The organism is Nonomuraea sp. C10, assembly GCF_008017515.1.
Taxonomy (GTDB): domain Bacteria; phylum Actinomycetota; class Actinomycetes; order Streptosporangiales; family Streptosporangiaceae; genus Nonomuraea; species Nonomuraea ferruginea.
In genome coordinates, this window is sequence record NZ_VPFF01000001.1 from 5,537,750 (window position 1) to 5,554,954 (window position 17,205).

Annotated in this window: 12 protein-coding genes; 7 read left to right on the forward strand and 5 right to left on the reverse strand. The window is 72.5% G+C overall.

Going from position 1 to position 17,205, the window contains the following annotated elements; translation table 11 throughout:
- Positions 1-83 precede the first annotated feature (83 nt).
- From fusA to FR742_RS25405, 4 genes are all read left to right on the forward strand, one after another.
- Positions 84-2,102 (forward strand): elongation factor G, encoded by a 2,019-nt coding sequence (gene fusA / locus FR742_RS25390; RefSeq protein WP_148033257.1) that lies wholly within the window; start codon positions 84-86, stop codon positions 2,100-2,102.
- A 150-nt stretch (positions 2,103-2,252) separates the two neighbouring features.
- The gene (locus tag FR742_RS25395; RefSeq protein ID WP_148033258.1) at positions 2,253-2,861 is read left to right on the forward strand and encodes a dihydrofolate reductase family protein; all 609 of its coding nucleotides are present in this window, start codon (positions 2,253-2,255) and stop codon (positions 2,859-2,861) included.
- An 89-nt stretch (positions 2,862-2,950) separates the two neighbouring features.
- Complete coding sequence (locus FR742_RS25400) at positions 2,951-4,360, forward strand: serine hydrolase (RefSeq protein WP_148033259.1); 1,410 nt, start codon at positions 2,951-2,953, stop codon at positions 4,358-4,360.
- An 80-nt stretch (positions 4,361-4,440) separates the two neighbouring features.
- Positions 4,441-6,054: a dipeptidase gene (locus FR742_RS25405; protein ID WP_261808736.1), complete on the forward strand. Its 1,614-nt coding sequence runs from the start codon at positions 4,441-4,443 to the stop codon at positions 6,052-6,054.
- A 78-nt stretch (positions 6,055-6,132) separates the two neighbouring features.
- On the opposite strand, the gene FR742_RS25410 is transcribed toward FR742_RS25405, so the two are convergent.
- Positions 6,133-6,951 carry a hypothetical protein gene (locus tag FR742_RS25410; RefSeq protein ID WP_148033261.1) on the reverse strand — a complete coding sequence of 273 codons (819 nt, stop codon included), beginning with the start codon at positions 6,949-6,951 and terminating at the stop codon, positions 6,133-6,135.
- Complete coding sequence (folP, locus tag FR742_RS25415; RefSeq protein WP_148033262.1) at positions 6,948-7,808, reverse strand: dihydropteroate synthase; 861 nt, start codon at positions 7,806-7,808, stop codon at positions 6,948-6,950. Before folP ends, FR742_RS25410 begins: the two co-directional genes overlap by 4 nt.
- A 182-nt stretch (positions 7,809-7,990) precedes the next feature.
- Between folP and FR742_RS25420 the strand changes: the two genes are divergently transcribed.
- Both FR742_RS25420 and FR742_RS25425 read left to right on the forward strand, forming a co-directional pair.
- Positions 7,991-8,839, forward strand: coding sequence for a hypothetical protein (locus FR742_RS25420; RefSeq protein ID WP_148033263.1), 849 nt, complete (start codon positions 7,991-7,993; stop codon positions 8,837-8,839).
- Positions 8,836-9,567, forward strand: coding sequence for a hypothetical protein (locus FR742_RS25425; RefSeq protein ID WP_148033264.1), 732 nt, complete (start codon positions 8,836-8,838; stop codon positions 9,565-9,567). Before FR742_RS25420 ends, FR742_RS25425 begins: the two co-directional genes overlap by 4 nt.
- A 42-nt stretch (positions 9,568-9,609) precedes the next feature.
- On the opposite strand, the gene FR742_RS25430 is transcribed toward FR742_RS25425, so the two are convergent.
- Together FR742_RS25430 and FR742_RS25435 are read right to left on the reverse strand one after the other, a co-directional pair.
- Positions 9,610-12,180 (reverse strand): M14 family zinc carboxypeptidase, encoded by a 2,571-nt coding sequence (locus FR742_RS25430; RefSeq protein ID WP_261808737.1) that lies wholly within the window; start codon positions 12,178-12,180, stop codon positions 9,610-9,612.
- Between the two features lie 193 nt (positions 12,181-12,373).
- Positions 12,374-15,286 (reverse strand): M36 family metallopeptidase, encoded by a 2,913-nt coding sequence (locus FR742_RS25435; protein WP_261808738.1) that lies wholly within the window; start codon positions 15,284-15,286, stop codon positions 12,374-12,376.
- A 327-nt stretch (positions 15,287-15,613) separates the two neighbouring features.
- On the opposite strand from FR742_RS25435, the gene FR742_RS25440 reads away from it, so the two are divergent.
- Entirely contained in the window at positions 15,614-16,312 is a 699-nt protein-coding gene (locus FR742_RS25440) for a phosphotransferase (protein ID WP_219552138.1), read from the forward strand.
- Positions 16,313-16,315: 3 nt separating this feature from the next.
- On the opposite strand, the gene FR742_RS25445 is transcribed toward FR742_RS25440, so the two are convergent.
- Positions 16,316-17,107 (reverse strand): glycerophosphodiester phosphodiesterase family protein, encoded by a 792-nt coding sequence (locus FR742_RS25445; protein WP_148033266.1) that lies wholly within the window; start codon positions 17,105-17,107, stop codon positions 16,316-16,318.
- Between the last annotated feature and the right edge of the window lie 98 nt (positions 17,108-17,205).

A 17,205-nucleotide genomic window follows, 5' to 3' on the forward strand; every position in this document is an offset into this window, starting at 1 on the left:
CCCTGCTCTGTCTGCCCTGCCCCTCTTCTCGTCCGGCACATCGCGCCGTCCTGTTCTCCATCCCGCAAGAAGGGTCATGGACCGTGCGCCGTCACACCACCCGATCGCCTGCCGCCGTCCGCAACCTGGGCATCCTCGCCCACGTCGACGCCGGCAAGACCACCCTGACCGAACGCGTCCTGTACGCCACCGGCGCCACCTACAAGCGCGGCGAGGTGCACGACGGGACGACCGTCACCGACTTCGACGCCCAGGAGCGCGACCGCGGCATCACGATCTTCGCCGCGGCCGTGAGCTGCGAGTGGGCCGGACACCGGATCAACCTCATCGACACTCCCGGCCACGTCGACTTCTCCGACGAGGTGGAGCGCTCGCTGCGGGTGCTCGACGGCGCCGTCGCCGTGTTCGACGGGGTCGCGGGCGTCGAGCCGCAGAGCGAGTCGGTGTGGCGGCGGGCCGACCGCCACGGCGTGCCGCGCGTCGCCTTCGTCAACAAGCTGGACCGGCCGGGCGCCGACCTGGACACGGCCGTCGCCTCGATCCGCGACCGGCTGCGGGTGACGCCGCTGGTCGCGCAGCTGCCGATCGGCCGCGAGCACGCCTTCACCGGCGTCGTCGACCTGCCGCGCATGCGAGCCCTGACCTGGGACCGGGACGTGCTCAGGGAAGGCCCGGTGCCGGACGACCTGCTGGACGAGGCGCGGCGGCGCCGCAGACTGCTGGAGGAGGCCGTGGCCGAGCTGCACCCGGGCGCGCTGGAGGAGTTCTGCGCAGGACCGGAGATCTCCGCCGGCACGCTCCAGGCCGCGCTGCGCGACCTCACCCGCTCCGGTGACGGCGTCGTGGTGCTGTGCGGGTCCGCGTACCGGAACCGGGGCGTCGAGCCGCTGCTGGACGCCGTCGTCGCGTACCTGCCCTCGCCGCTGGACGTGCCGCCGGTGCGCGGCACGCACGCCGGCGCGGAGCAGGAGCGCGCCGCCGACCCCGAGGCGCCGCTCGCGGCGCTGGCCTTCAAGGTCAGCTCCACCGCGACCGGCCGGCTGACGTTCCTGCGGCTGTACGCGGGGACGCTGCGCAAGGGTGACACGGTGCTGGACGCGGGCGCGGATCGCACCGAACGGGTCGCCCGCATCCTGCGGGTGCAGGCCGACCGGCACACCGAGGTGGACCGGGCGGTCGCCGGGGACATCGTCGCGGTGGCCGGGCCGAAGGCGGCGCGTCCCGGCGCGACGCTGTGCGCGCGGGAGGCGCCGCTGCTGCTCGAACCGCCGTCGGCGACCGAGCCCGTGGTGTCCGTGGCCGTCGAACCGCGCCGGAGCACCGACGCCGGGCGGCTGACGTCGGCGCTGGCGCGGCTGACGGACGAGGACCCGTCCCTGTCCGTACGGACCGATCCCGAGACCGGGCAGACGCTGCTGTCCGGCCTGGGCGAGCTGCACCTGGAGGTGGCGGTGGAGAAGGTGCGCCGCGAGCACGGGATGGCGGTCGCCGTGGGCCGGCCCCGGGTGGCGCTGCGCGAGACGGTCGTGCGCGGCGTGTCCGGGCTTCTCTACCGGCATGTCAAGCAGGACGGCGGGGCCGGGCAGTTCGCGCACGTGGTGCTCGACGTGGAGCCGGGCACCGGGTTCGCGTTCGAGTCGGCGGTGACCGGCGGCCGGGTGCCGCGCGAGTACGTGCGCGCGGTGGCGGCGGGCTGCCGCGACGCGCTGGCCGAGGGCCCGCTCGGCGGGCACCCGGTGACCGGCCTGCGCGTCACGCTGACCGACGGCGCCACGCACGTGAAGGACTCCTCCGAGACGGCCTTCCGCGCGGCGGGCCGGCTGGGCCTGCGCGAGGCGCTGCGGTCCTGCGTGATGGCGCTGCTGGAGCCGGTGGTCGAGGTCACGGTGACGGTGCCGGAGGAGGCGGCGGGCGGCGTGCTGGGCGACCTGGCCGCCCGGCGCGGCCGGATCAGCGGCACGGCGGCGAAGGCCGGCACGGTGGTGGTCACCGCCACGGTGCCGCTGGCCGAGGTGTTCGGCTACGCCACCCATCTGCGCAGCCGTACGCAGGGCCGGGGCACGTTCACCACCCGTGCCGCGGGCTACGCCCGGATGCCGTGACGGCCGGGGCCGGTCCCTCCTTTCAGGGGGACCGGCCCTTCGCTGAAGGAAACCTGAAGCACCCCGTAAGAGGGCATCGGCAGCCTTGGGGACATGAAAACGGCGGGCCCGGAGAAAGGGCCTGGTCCCATCGGGGAGAAGGAGTACGAGATGACGAGCAGGCTGGTGGTTTCCGCCTTCGTTTCGCTGGACGGTGTCATGCAGGCTCCGGGCGGGCCCGGCGAGGACGACGACAACGGCTTCAAGCACGGCGGCTGGCTGGCCCCGCACGTGGACGAGGGGTTCAACCGCATTATGGGCGACCAGCTCGACCGCGCGGACGGCATGCTGCTGGGCCGCAGGTCGTACGACATCCTCTCCTCGTACTGGCCGCACGTGTCCGACGAGGACGGCGGCGCCGAGATCAACAGCATGCCCAAGTACGTCGCCACCAGGTCGCCGATGACGGCCGAGTGGCGCAACACCGAGGTGCTGGCGGGCGAGGCCGCGCAGACGGTCGCCGACCTGAAGCGGCGCACCGACGGCGAGATCATCACCCAGGGCAGCAGCGACCTCATCCGCACGCTGCAGAGGGCCGAGCTGGTCGACGAGTACCGCCTGATGGTCTTCCCCGTCGTCCTCGGGGAGGGCAAGCGGATGTTCGCCGAGGGCACCCTCCCGGCCGGGCTCAAGCTCACCGGCTGCACCACCACCGACGCGGGCGTCGTCTACATGACCTACGCGTGGACGGGCGATCCCGTGTACAGCTCCGTCGCCTAGCCCGGGCGGGACTCCTCACCTTCGTCAGGGGTGTCACTGGACGTTCGGCGGATCCGGCAGGGGTAACGGGCTTCGTACGGTGCTTGCCCATGAAGTCCTTTCTGGCCGGTTTCTCCCTGCTCCTGGCCCTCACCCCCGCCGCCCTCGACGGAGACGCCCGCGTGCCGGGCGAGCTCACGGCCGCCGCCGTCGACGCCTACGCCCGGCAGGCGATGGAGTCGACGGGCGTGCCCGGCATGTCGCTGGTGGTGACCAGGGACGGCGAGGTCGTGCACGCGGCCGGGTACGGGCACGACTCCCGCGGCGCCCCGATCACCGCCGGCACCCCGATGCGGGTGGCCTCGGTCAGCAAGTCGTTCACCGCGGCGGCGGTCATGACGCTCGTCGAGCGGGGCGAGATCCGGCTCGACGAGCCGGTCGCCGCGCAGCTTCCCGGGTTCCGCATGGCCGACCCGCGGGCGGCCGGGATCACCGTGCGGCAGCTGCTCAACCAGACCTCCGGCCTGTCCGACACCTCGGTGGACGTCACGGATCTGGGCGACGCCGCCTCGCTCGCGGACTACACCGCGCGGCTGGCCGACGACCGGCTCGCGGCCGCCCCCGGCACCCGCTGGGAGTACTGCAACGTCAACTACAACCTGGCCGCCAGGCTGGTCGAGACCGCGAGCGGCCGCCGCTTCGGCGACTACCTGCGCGAGCGGATCTTCACCCCGCTGGGCATGACGTCCAGCGCGGTCAGCGACGAGGTCGTCAGACCGGCCGACGGCCGTAACTCGATCTTCGGCCTCTGGCTGCCCCGTCCCGAGCTGGACGGGTTCCTGGACGAGAGCGGCAGCGGCGGCGTCATCACCACCGCCGCCGACATGGGCAGGTGGCTGAGGCTCCACACGGGCGACGGCCGCCCCCTGGTGCAGCGGCAGAGCCTGGAGACCATGCACGCCCCCTCCGGGATCCACGAGTACGGGATGGGCTGGAGCCCCGACCGCGAGTCCGGCCTGCTCGTGCACTCGGGCAACCTGTTCACCTACAACGCCGTCCAGGCGATCTCCCCCGGGACGGGGTACGGGTTCGCGGTCATGACGGACAGCGCCGGGCTGACGGACGAGACCTACGCGGTCATGACGGGCCTCGTGGCCATGAGCGAGGGCCGGGCGCCCGAGGTGCCCGGAGGCGACCGGCAGCTGTTCGAGGCGGTGCTGGCCGCGGTCACGCTGCTGGCGGCGGGCCTTGGGATCACGGGCGCGCTCCGGGCGCGGCGCTGGGCCGCCGAGCGGGCGGGCAGGCCGCGGTGGCGGATCGCGGTGCGCCTGGTCCCCGCGCTGCTGCCGGTCGCGCTGCTGGCCGCCTACCCGGACCTGGTCTCGATCCTCATGAACGGGCGGACCGTCACCTGGGTCCAGGTCACGTACTACGCCGCCCCGCTGTCGATCGCGCTGCTGGCGGCCGCGGCCGCCGGGGTGCTGGTGACGATCACGCGGCTGGTCCGGCTCGCGAGTTGATGAGAGCAGCTCATGTTTGGGCCTTGCCGGGTCCTGGAGGGCGGCGGATGCTGGGTGCACCCCCCACTTGTGAGGTGTCCGTGAAGAGCCTCCGATCCCTCGTCCGCATCACCTCCGGCCTCGTCCTCCTGGCCGGCTCGCTGATCGCGCAGAGCCCCGTACCAGCGGTCGCCACCTCCGCCACCACCTCGGCCACGACTTCGGCCGCCGACGTGCGCGGCCTCGTCGACGCCCACAGCCACCTGTTCTCGTACGAGGCGTTCGGCGGCATGCTGATGTGCGGCAAGCCGTTCGATCCCGACGGCATCGCCAAGGCGCTGCGCGACTGCCCCGACCACCTGCCCAACGGCGAGCTGGCCTGGTTCGAGAACTTCACCCGCACCGGCTCGCCCACCGGCACCCACGACCCGGTGGGCTGGCCGACGTTCCGCGACTGGCCCGCGCACGACTCGCTGACCCACCAGCAGGCGTATTACACCTGGGTGGAGCGGGCCTGGCGCGGCGGGCTGCGGGTGATGGTCAACCACCTGGTCGCCAACCGCCAGCTGTGCGCCATCTACCCGCTGCGACGCCACGGCTGCGACGAGATGGACTCCATCAGGCTCCAGGCCCAGCGCGCCCGCGAACTGCAGGCCCACATCGACGCCGAGCACGGCGGGCCGGGCCGCGGCTGGTTCCGGATCGTCCGCGACCCCGCCGAGGCGCGGCAGGTCGTCCAGGCGGGCAAACTGGCCGTGGTGCTCGGGGTGGAGACCTCCGAGCCGTTCGGCTGCCGGCAGGTCCTCGGCATCTCCGCGTGCACGCGGGCGCAGATCGACCGCGGCCTCGACGAGATGTACGAGCTGGGCGTGCGCAGCATGTTCGCCTGTCACAAGTACGACAACGCGCTGTGCGGGGTGCGGTTCGACTCGGGCACCCAGGGCGCGATCGTGAACATCGGCAACCTGCTCGGCACCGGCAGGTTCTGGCAGGCGCGCACCTGCACCACCGCCGAGCACGACAACACCATCGAGCCCGCGGGCGTGCTGCCCGGTCAGATCGCCCGCCTGCTGCCGCCGGGCGTCTCGCTGCCCATCTATCCCGCGGCACCGCACTGCAACACGCGCGGCCTGACCTCGCTCGGCCAGTACATGATCGAGGGCATGATGCGGCGCGGCATGATGATCGAGATCGACCACATGAGCGTCAAGGCCGCCGACAGCGCTCTCGACCTGCTCGAAGCCGCCGGTTATCCGGGCGTCATCTCCTCCCACAGCTGGACCGACCCGCACTACATGAACCGCATCTACGCCCTCGGCGGCATGGTCACCCAGTACGGCCACGACGCCGAGCACTTCGTGGACGAGTGGCGGCGCACCGAGCCGCTCCGGCAGGCCCACCAGGTGCCGGGTTACGGGTACGGGCTGGACGCCAACGGCATGGGCCGCCTCCCCGCGCCCCGGGCCGGCAACGGGTCGAACCCGGTCACGTACCCCTTCACCTCCCTCGACGGCGTCACCCTCGACCGCCAGCGCACCGGCGAGCGGGTCTGGGACGTCAACCAGGACGGCGTCGCGAACTACGGCCTGGTGCCCGACTGGATCGAGGACATGCGGATCATCGCCGGCCCGGAGATCGTCCAGGACCTGGCCGCCGGCGCCGAGTCCTACCTCCGCACCTGGGCCTCAGCCACCCAGCACGCAAGCCTCCGCTGACACACACCCGCCCACCCCGTCCTTCCGGGGTGGGCACTCCTCGGCTCGCGTCCAAGCCCGGGTGAGACTAGGTCCGCGTCAGGTCCAGGTGACGACCCAGTAGGCGACGCCGAACGGGTCCTCCTCGTACAGGACCTGGGCCTGCCATGGCCGGTCCTCGCAGGCGGCGGCCATGACCTGCCAGGCGGCCCGCCCGGCGACCAGGGCGCGCTCGCAGGCGGCGGGATCCAGGCGCAGCAGCGCGCCGGCGTCGGCCGCCGTGAGCGCGGCCCCGATCCGGGCGTCGAGCTCGATCGCGGACGGGTCGAGATGACCGGGAGCCTTCTCACTCCGCCGAGCGCTGCCGTCGGCGACGACCAGCAGCCCGGCCGGACGCCCGCCCTCCCTCAGCTCACGGCCGAGCTCAAGGCAACGGTCACGCGACTCATGACGACCCACCCCCCGCAAGGTCCACGGCACCGGACACCCTCCCAGCAGGGACCGCCCGACGGCGAGCGACACGGGAAGAAGATCCTCCACCGTCTCCCCCGCGCCGTCTCTCCCCCCGAGCCCAGCCGACCCCTGCACGCTCTCGCCACCCGGCCCGGACACCTCTGAGTAAGCACCCTCGGGCAGCACCTCGTCGCCCCGCCGCTCGTCGGGCGCGGACCGGCGGTCATGATGCGGCCGTCGCCAGCCCGGTGCCACGCGTTGTTCGGGGCCGGGGGCGTCGGGCGGGAACGGGCGGGTGGCGGGCGCGCCGCCCACCACGACGATCTCCTCCGCCCCCTGGTCGAGCAGCGCGGTGACGGCCGCGGCCATCGCCTCGCGCGTCTTCGCGACCTCCCGCACGGGCCCGCCGGTGACGCCGGGCAGCAGCAGCGGCGCGCCGGGAACGGTCGCCGCCGCGACGATCATGCCAGCCCCCGTACGGTGCGCGCGGGCGGGCGGACGCCGCGCGTCACCGCGACCATGTCGAGCACCTGCCGTGTCTCGGGCACGTTGTGCGCCCGGAACACCAGCGCCCCCTGCCAGGCGCACAGCGCGGTCACGGCGAGCGTGCCCATCAGCCGCTCCCCCACGGGCAGGTCGAGCGACTCGCCCACGAAATCCTTGTTGGACAGTGACACCAGCACCGGCCAGCCGGTGGCCACCAGCTCGTCGACGCGCCGGGTCACCTCCAGGGAGTGCCAGGTGTTCTTGCCGAAGTCGTGAGCCGGGTCGATGATCACGCGCTCGCGCGGCACCCCGGCCGCCACCGCCCGCTCGGCCAGCGCGACGGTCCGCTCGATCACGTCGGCCACCACGTCGTCGTACTCCACCCGGTGCGGCCGGGTGCGCGGCTCGACCCCGCCGGTGTGGGCGCACACCAGCCCCGCACCGAACTCGGCGGCCACCTCGGCCAGCTTGGGATCGGCCCCGCCCCAGGCGTCGTTGAGCAGGTCGGCCCCGGCCTGGCAGACCTCGCGGCCCACCTCGTGACGCCAGGTGTCGACGCTGATCACCAGGTCGGGGTGGCGCTCGCGCACCTCGGCCACGAACGGGGCGGTGCGCTCGATCTCCTCGCGCACGTCGACGTCGCCGCCGGGCGCCGCCTTCACTCCGCCGATGTCGACGATGTCGGCCCCCTCGGCCACCACCTGGTCGACCCGGCGCAGCGCCTCCTCGCGGGCGAACGTGGCGCCGCGGTCGTAGAAGGAGTCGGGGGTGCGGTTGACGATCGCCATCAGCAGCGGCGTCTCTCCGAACGTCCGGGAGCCGAGCGTGAGCCTCATCCGTCCCTCTCCGGCACGACGCCGTCCCTGACGCGGCAGAACATCGCTCCATCCTACGCCAGCGCCCCGGGGACCGCCCTGCGCGGGGACGAAACACCGCACTTCACCACTCCCGCAGCGCGGCGGCCGATCCGCGGTTATCGTCGCAGTCAATCGCAGCGCGCAACCCCCCGGGATCTGCCATGGCCAGCGGAATACGTCACATAGCGGAGCGCGTCACCCTCACCCTCACGGTGGGCCTGGGCGCGGTGGTCTCGGCCGCCGCCCTGTTCGGCTGGTTCGACCCGGGCATGCTCGGCGCGGCCATTCCGAAGATCACGCTGCTCATCCTGAGCACGGTGACGCTCTTCCTGCTCCTGGAGCTGGACCGGCTCAGGGCGATCGAGAAGATCAAGGACCTGATCGTCACCCTCGACGTCGAGGCCATCGCCCGCGACCGCAAGGTCTCCCACTACGGCGGCGTCATCCGGATCCACCGCCGCTTCGCCGAGGACGTGTTCATCGACCACCTGGTCACGGCCAGGCGCGAGGCCGCGATCCTGCAGACGTGGATACCTCACCTGCACCGGCTGGAGGACGCGCTGGAGGAGGCCCTGCACCGCGGCGTCCGGGTGCGCGTCCTGCTCCTGCATCCCCGGTCGGCCGTGGCCAAGCTCCGGGAGGAGGCGCTTCGGGTGGTGCGCGACCCGGCGCTCGAAGAGGACGTGCCGGCGAACGTGGAGCGGTGCCTGTCCGTCCTCGCCTCGGTGCACAAGAAGGCCGGGGCGAACAAGCACCTGCTCGGCGTCCGCATCTACGACTCCCTGCCGTCGATAGCCGTCTACCGGGCCGACGACCGCTACTTCGTCAGCTCGTTCCTGCACGGCAAGCTGGCCGTCGACTCGACGCAGTTGGAGATCGACGGCGCCGACACCCCGATGGGCGCGGAGATCCAGGGCGAGCTGGACATGCTCTGGGCCGTCGGCCACGACGTCGACCTCTCCGACTGGCGCACATCACTCAAGGACATCCCGCCCAGGAGGCCCACATGAAGGAGCTGGACGCGTTCGAGGACGACCTCGTCGCGCGGTTCGAGCGGCACCCGGTGCTGGCCGGCGCGGCCCTGCTCTCCGCCGACGGCTTCGCCGCCGTGCTGCTCCAGCGGCGGTTCCTGTCGCTCGCCTTCACCCCCGCCTACGACCTGGCCATCGACCTGCTGGAGGACGAGTCCAGCCGCCGGATCGCGCGCGTCATCCTGCGCGAGGAGTACCCCGGCGGCGACGGCCGCGTGCCCTCGCACCGGGAGGACATGAAGGCGGACATGCTCCGGCTGGGCGTGTCCAGGAAGGCGCTGGTGGAGACCGCGCCGACCGCCGTCACGGTGGAGGCGACCACCGCGATCTTCCGGCTGATCGCCGAGGCGGGCCGCGGGCCCGACGCCGACCTGAGGCTCGTGACGATCCTGCGGTTCTGGGGCGAGATCCTGGTGGCGGCCGAGTACGGGCGGCTCTGGCCGAGGATGGCCCAGGCGCTGACCGGCGACGGCGTGAACCGGTCGAGGTTCTACCATCCCCATCTCGTCCACGACGCCAAGGCGCACCCCCTCGGCGCGGAGTCCCTCCCGTCCGCGACGCACTCCGACCAGCTCGGCGCCCGGCTGGCCGAGCTGGTCACCGGGGAGGAGTCCGCGGCGGGCTTCCGCGAGACCGAGCAGCGGGTCCTGCGGATCAAGACGGACTTCTACGACCAGTTCCTGCCCCTGGTCCCGGCGCCGGACTGACGGACGGGCCGGCGGCCCGCGCGGGGCCGCCGGCCACGCCGGCTATCGGGTGGTCACGGGGCTGCCGGTGACGGCGGCGGACCAGTAGAGCGCCCGGGCGACCTGCGGGAACAGGCCCTTCGGGTGGTTGCGGAACAGCGGCTCGGTGCCGAAGAGCACCACCGCCGCGCCCCGCTCGTCCCGCCCGCTCACCACGGCCGCCTGACCAGCCGCCGCGTCCTGGCCGCCGGTGCCGTCCGGGTTCGGACGCCAGTGGCCGGAGACGAGCGGGTCGCCGGCCGCGTACGACTGCTCGACCGTCACCTCGGGCCCGAGGCCGGTGAACCAGCGCGGCGAGTAGACGAACGCGTGGGCGGGCGCGTCACCGGCCACCTGCCCGTCGCCGTTCGTCACCCTGACGACGCCGTTGGCATCGCCCCGGCCCGCCACGGAGGTCGCGGTGAGCAGCCCCGCGGCGGCGTTGAAGGCCGCGCCGGTGCCGCCGCGCGTGACCACGCCGCCGCTCGCGAGGAACGCGTCGAGCGCCGCCCTGGCCTGCGGGTCGAGCGCGGCGTAGCTGAGCCCGCTGGAGACGACGAGCACGTCCGCGCCGCTCCAGTCGAAGCCGGCGTTCAGCACGGCGGTGGAGACCGGGGTGACGGCGAAGCCCAGCTCGCGCAGCGTAAACAGCTCGTCGGCGGAGACCGCCGCGGCGACGCGGACCGGCGTCAGCGGGACGCCGTCGCCCGAGCGCGCCCTGGTGAAGGCCACGCCGTAGCGGTCGGCCACGGCTTCGGCGGCGCCGCGGGCCCCGGCGGGGACGACCACGGCGCCGTCCGCCCAGACCGCCTCGACCCCCTGGGAGAGCAGGTCGTTCACGGCCCGCACCTCCTTGGCGTCACGCACGGCCAGCGCCAGCGGCCCGCGCCCGTCCGGCACGGACCCGGTCGGCGCGGCCGCGCTCACCGGCACGCCGACCACGTGGAGCGAGCCGGAGGCGACAGTGTCCACCGTGGCGCCCCAGAGCAGGGCGTGGCTCCAGCCGGAGATGTCGTACATGGCGTCGACCCGTGGGGAGATGTCCTGCCCCGGCTCCAGCATCACGTTCGCCAGCCCTCGCTTGGGCTGGCGCATGTCGACCACGTACGAGCCCGCCGGATAGGTCTTCCCGCCGGCCCGGAACGGCAGCTTCGCCCGCTCCACCCGGACGTCGTTGGCGACCAGGTGGTCCACCAGGCGGGCCGCCGCGGTGGCCGAGCGCTGCGCGTTGCCCGCCGGGATGACGTACGCGCGCGGGTAGGTGGTGGTGTAGACGTCCTCGGGCCCGAACCCGGGCACGATGCCCAGCGGCACCTCCTTGGCCGGCTCTCCCGCCGCGCCGCGCCTGAACACCTCGATCTGGTCGGCGATGATCCGGTCGTGCCGGGAGTCCACGAACGCGTACGTGGCCCGGACGGCCGCGGCGGCGATGTCGACGTTGATGGCCGAGCGGCGGCGCAGCTCCTCGACGGGCCGGTTGGTGTAGTCGGAGCCGTTCACCCGCATCGGGAACTCGATCGTGTGCGAGGCGACCGCCCCCTGGAACGGCGCGTACTGCGGGGTGAAGATCGGCGGCCAGTCGTCCCAGCCCTCGGCGGAGTCCCGGAACGGGATCTGCGGCGGGAACACCCCGTCCGCCTCCGGCGTGTAGCCGAGCGCCAGGATGGCCGCCTCGATGCCCAGGCCGTTGGGGTAGGCGTTGGTGATGAACAGGTCGTACTCGTAGTTCGCGCCGTGCGGCGGCGTGGTGGGCTCGACGAGCGTGCCGTTGACGTACCCGTGCAGGTCGAGCATGGCCACCGGCTGCGTGTCGATCATGATCTGGCGCATCGCCCTGACCTCGGGCTGGGAGGCCGTGATGAAGTCGCGGTTCAGGTCGAACCCGGCGCCGTTCTGCCGGGTCCCGGCGATCCGGCCGTCGGGGTTGGCGGTCACGTTGAAGTACAGCCTGGTCCGCCCCAGCAGGGCGGCGGTCCTGGGGTCGGTGCTGGTGGCGAGCTCCTCGATCACGCGCAGGACGGCGTCGGTGCCCTCCCACTCGTTGCCGTGGATGTTGCCGTTGAAGAAGACCGGCGCCTTGTACTTCTTGACGAGCTTCCGGTCGCGGGCCGCCCCGGCGGGGTCGTTCTCGATGCGCTCGCGGATCCGGTCCTGCTCGCGCGCCTCGCCGCGGCTCTCGGGCGCGGTGACGGTCACCAGGTAGAGGTCGTGGCCGTTGTGGCTGCGGCCGGTGATCTCGGCGCTCACCCGGTCGCTGCGCCGCTGCAGGTCGTTCAGCTTGGCGGCGATGCCGTGGTACGGGACGAGGCCGAGCTTGATGGCGGCGTCGGCGGGGTTCTCGGCGGGGACGGGCAGCGTGTTCCGCCGGGGGTAGCCCTGGTCATGGCCGGGACGGCGGCGGAAGTCCTCGCCGGGGGCGGCGCGCAGGGCGGAGGCCCGCTCGCCGAGGCCGGCGGCCTCCTCGTTGCGGTCCGGCCCGTTGCCGAAGTCCCGGGACGGCGGTGCGGGTTGCTGGACGGGTTCGGCGACGGCCACTCCTGAGGTGAGGAGCGCGGCGGATACGGCGACGGCCGCTATGGCGACGGGTAAGCGCACGGGGCCTCCACGGATGTAGTGCGACTGCGCGTAGACAACGGTCCGAGATCCCCTCACCACAAGACTGCGTGATCATAGCGACGCATAATCCATGCCAAACCGTCACCGATCGCCCAAGTGGCCCCAGAAATGCGCAAGTTTCGCATGCTTGGGCCCTGCGGCCCGCGCACAGCGCGGGCCGCAGGGCCGGCGGTCAGTGCGAGAACGCCTGGAACTCGGCGGCCCTGACCTGGTCGCGGGCCGGGCTGGCCGTTCCGCAGTCGGTCGCCGAGTTGGGGTCCTCGTCCTGCTCTCCGGCGTACAGCGGGTTGCCCGTGCACTGGGTGGTCAGCGCGCGGATCATGAGGTGGGTGGCGTCGGTGGCGGGCACGCGGAACGACTTGATGAGCAGGTCGGCTCCGCGGGGCCGGGGCAGCGCCGTGTCGAAGGCGTCCGCCCGGCTGGTGTAGATCTTCCTGAACTTCGCCGGATCGGCGCAGTCCTTGGCGCAGGCCAGCACCTCGAACGAGCGCAGGGCCGAGAACCGGTTCTGGCCGCCCGGGTCGGCCGGGTCGTTGACGTTGGGCCGCAGCATGGCGCTCACCTGGACGCGGCGGATCTTGACGGGCTTGTCGCCCGCCAGGTCCACGGTGACCGACTTGCCGGCCGGGGCGCCGGTGAGCGAGGCCCAGTTCGTGGCCTCGGTCTCGTCGATGAGCCTGCCGTGGTTGACGCCGTCGCCCGCGGCCGTGGCGCCGGCCGAGCCGGAGGCGTGGTTGCGGGTCAGGGCCAGCGGGAGCGGCAGCGTGACACCGGGCACCACAGCGCCCTTGATCCTGGTGTGCCCGAAGCCGGCTCCGGTGACCACGAAGTCGTACACGCCGGGCGTCATCTCGACGGTGTCGCCCAGCTCGGTGGCCGGGTCGGTGTCGGCGACCGGCACCGCGCGGCCCTCGTAGTCGCCCACGTACAGCCGCAGCGCCGCGCCCTTGGCCTCGCCCAGCGGCTTGAGCTTGAGCGAGCCGTTGCGGCCTTCGGGGTCGACGAAGCTCGGCGTCGGGTCCGGGTCGCCGGAGCCGTTGCTGGCCGCGGCCGCGCCCAGGCCCCGAGCGGCGAACGCGCGCCACATGATGTCGTGGTTCCTGCCGCCGAACCGGATGGTGTCGGCGGCGAGCAGCGCGTCGCGGTGGTCGACGTAGCTGACCGCGCCGGAGGCCATGAGCAGCAGCGCGTCGAACGAGATCTGCGCCCAGCGCCGGTTGCCCGGGCACTTGTCCACCGGCCTCTTGCCGTCCGCGCACTCCCGCTGCTGCTTGGCGGTGCCCTTGCCGTACCTCTTGACGAACGCCTCGCGCACGTCGAACTGGGTCGCCGTCCAGATCTCGCCGTCGGCGTGGACCTGCTGGCCCACCAGGTCGTAGGCGATGTCGCTGTAGTTCAGCGGCGACTTGGACATGTCGTAGTTGCGGATGCCGCGCTCCGGGTCACCGGTGACGTACCCGCCGGTCACGTACGGGGTCTTGCCCGCGGGGCGGAACCCGTACTCGAACAGGTACTCCATCGAGATCAGGTCGGAGGTGCTCTCGTTCATGGCGCCGGCCTGGGCGCCGCTCCAGCCGGCGTTCGGGCCGCCGATCATGCGGCCGGAGATCGCGTGGCTGTACTCGTGCCCGATCACGGACATGTCGTAGTCGCCGTCCACGCACGGCGCGTAGAAGGCGCCGGCGATGGGCTGCCACAGGTACATGTTGGTGATCGGCGCGACCCCGTCGGGGCCGGTGATCTGGTTGGCGTTGTCGCGCACGGTCAGGTCGCGGGCGCCGGCCTGCGCGTTGCCCTGCTCGGGGTCGCCGCCGAGCCCGCCGCGCTCGCCGTTGTCCTGCTGCATGTTCCACGCGGTCTCGGTGAAGCCGAGCCGGTAGGACCAGTCGTGCATGCGGTTGTGCATCACGTGCAGGTTGGCGATCGCGGCCTCCAGGTCGGCCTCGCCCTCCTGGTCGAACACGGCCGGGTTGCACTTGGCCTCGAACCAGGTGTTGCGCCACGGGTACTGGTAGTTCCGGCTCGGCGTGAGCACGTTGCTGCGGGTGCCGACGGTGAACGGGTCGCCGCTGGCGCGGTTCTCGTACGTGCGCGCGGCGTTGCCGAGGCTGGTGCCGGTGGGCTGGTCCGTGGCGTGGTCCACGTCCCACGCCTTGCCGGTCGCCGGGTCGCCGCCGGGCACGTAGTCACAGCCGCGCTCGCCCTCGTGGCACCAGGTCTCGCGGGTGTCGCGGGAGGAGTAGTTCGCCGGCGGGTTGGCGGGGAAGACGTCCCACTTCGGGTTGTCCGCGTCGTGGTGGTGGTCGACGAGGTTCTCGCGGATCAGGATCCGGCCGCTCACCGCGTCCACGTGCGTGGTGTACGCGGCGGCCTCGCCGTCGGCGCCGCCGATCAGGACGACCTCGTACGCGCTGTGCACGCCGTCGGGCGCGGGCACCGCGACCTTGGTGACCCGCTTGGTGACGGCGGTGGCCAGGTCGATCTCGCCGTCCCTCGCCGCGATCTCCAGCGCCTGCTGCTCGCTGAGCGTGGCCGCCGGCGGCGCGGCGCTCTCGCGTGACAGCGTCGAGGTGACGTGCCGTACGGTCCCGTCATGGACGCCGACGGCGACCATGCCGTCCACCCCGGCGGGCAGGTCGCCGAAGCGCTGGCGCAGCAGCACGGCGTGGCCGTCGCCGATCGGGTTGACGGCGACCTTCTCCAGCGCGTCGACCGCCTCGGCGGACAGGCCGAACAGCCGCTCGTTGTTCTTGAGGTACGCGCGCGCGGCCTGCTCGGGGTCTGACCCGAGGCCCTCGGCGAGCGGCTGGGCGGCGGTGACGACGGCGGGGGTGCCGAGAGCGTTCCATCGGACGGTCGCCTCGGGCGCGGCGGTGCGCGCGTTGGCCCCGATCGGCGGCGGGACCGTTCCCTGCCGGTTGTCGACGTCGGGTTTGCCGTGTTCCTCTGCTTGGAAGTCGTGGACGATCGGGTCGTTGCCGGCGGTTCGGGTCTGCTCGCTCAGGGCCGGCGTGGCGAGGGGCAGGACTAACGCCGCGGTGGCGGCGACGACAACGGTGCTGCGTAACCAGGGTATGGTCGGCACGTTTTCCCTCCAGTGGTGCCCGGGACGCGCGGTTTCACCCGCATCCGCAAGAGGTAGCACCGGCCGGATGGCCTGACAAGATCTTGTCAAGCACGAAAAATCGGCGTATAAGCAGATACACCCGTTTAGCTGGCTTTTTTGTATGTCCAAATGTGGACAAAGCTTGTTCCTTGGCAGTTCTCCATCTTGGAGATTGCCCTGCCTGTTGAGAGCCTGGGTTGAGGCGTTCCTGCGAGCCCAGAGGCAGGTGGGTGAGAGTTGGAGACTCGCCTCGATGGAGGCAACGACGGGGGCGCGACCCGCTTGGGCGCGACAGTGAGGAGGACCGTGCGCTCGTGGACCCCGGCCGTCCACGAGCTGCTGAGACACCTGGAGCGCGTCGGCTTCGCCGGGGCGCCGCGCGTGGTCGGCGTCGACAGCCAGGGGCGGGAGGTCCTGACCTTCCTCGAAGGCGAGACGCTGGGCACCCGCCAGGTGTGGCCCGAGTGGACCCGCACCGAGGACGCGCTGCGGCAGGTGGCCTGGTGGCTGCGTGACTACCACAAGGCCGTGGCGGGGTTCGTGCCGCCGCCGGACGCGGCCTGGCGCGGCGGCGGGCGCTGGCGGCCCGGCCTGATCATCGCGCACAACGACGCCAGCCCGTTCAACGCCGCCTGGCACGACGGCCGCCTGACCGGCTTCTTCGACTGGGACTTCGCCGGCCCGGTCTCGGTGGAGTCCGACGTGGCGTGGATGGCGCTGAGCTGGGTGCCGCTGCACTCCCGGCACGTGGCCGCCGCTGAGGGCTTCACCGCGTTCGAGGCCAGGCCCAAGCGGCTGCGGCAGTTCCTGTCGGCGTACGGCTGGGGCGGCGACCCGCAGGTGATCGTCAACGAGATCCAGGCGCGGATGACCGCCCGCGCGCTGGCGATCCGCCGCGGCGCCGCCGCCGGCGACATCCTCTACACCAAGCTGCTGCGCCTCGGCACCGCCGACGACATGGACCGTGCCGTACGCGAGCTGAACGACTTCAGCGCGGCCAGGTAGCCGTCAGTCGCACCGGCCCTCCAGCCAGCGGCGGTACTCCAGCGGGTAGTTGGTCATGATGCTGATCGGGCGGAGCTTGAGAATGCTCTGCCAGCGGTGGGTGTTGCCCTTCCAGCCGGGCGGCGGCTCGTCCCAGACGACGCTGTCGGTCCAGCGCGCGTGCTCGCCCTTGAGCAGCGACGGGTGGCGCTTGGCCAGCTGGTTCTGGATCCACGGGTCGGTCGAGTAGACCATGATCGGCTGGAGGTCCTGCCGCTCCAGGAGCGGGTAGGAGAGCTCCCGCCACGCGGCGGCGGAGTGAGCCTTGCTGGCCAGGACGCGCTTGGCCTCCGGCTTGACCTCCAGGAGGGCGATCATGCGGACCGACGCGACATGCTGCAGCCAGGCGCGCAGCGTGTAGACCTTCTCGCCCTTGTAGGGGCCGCGGGAGATCCGGCGGGACCTGAGATTGCCGTCGCCGGTGCTCCACCACAGGTCGGTGATCGCCCGCCGGGGACCGGTCAGGCCGTTGGTGGTGGTGTTGTGCCACATGACGGCCTTGGTGCCGTGCTTGGTGAGCTGGACGTCGGCCTCGACGCCCTGGGCGCCGGAGCGCCGCATGTGGCGCACGGCGCTGGGGTTGTTGGCCTGGCGGATGCGGTCCTTGAGGCTGGCGCCGGGGTTGTCGGGATAGCCCCCGTGGCCGAAGATCAGCGGGCAGCGGGGCGGTTTCGCGGCCGCCGCCGGCGTGGTCAGAGCGGATGTGGTGAGTACGACCGCCGCCGTCGCCACAGTGATTTTGCGCGTTCTTGCCATGTGGCCCCCCTAGCCGAACAGGTTTGAACACCCAGAACGAGGCTAGATGCACGCATCCGTACGATCAAGGCACCGCCGGACACGGCGTGGCGAGGTGT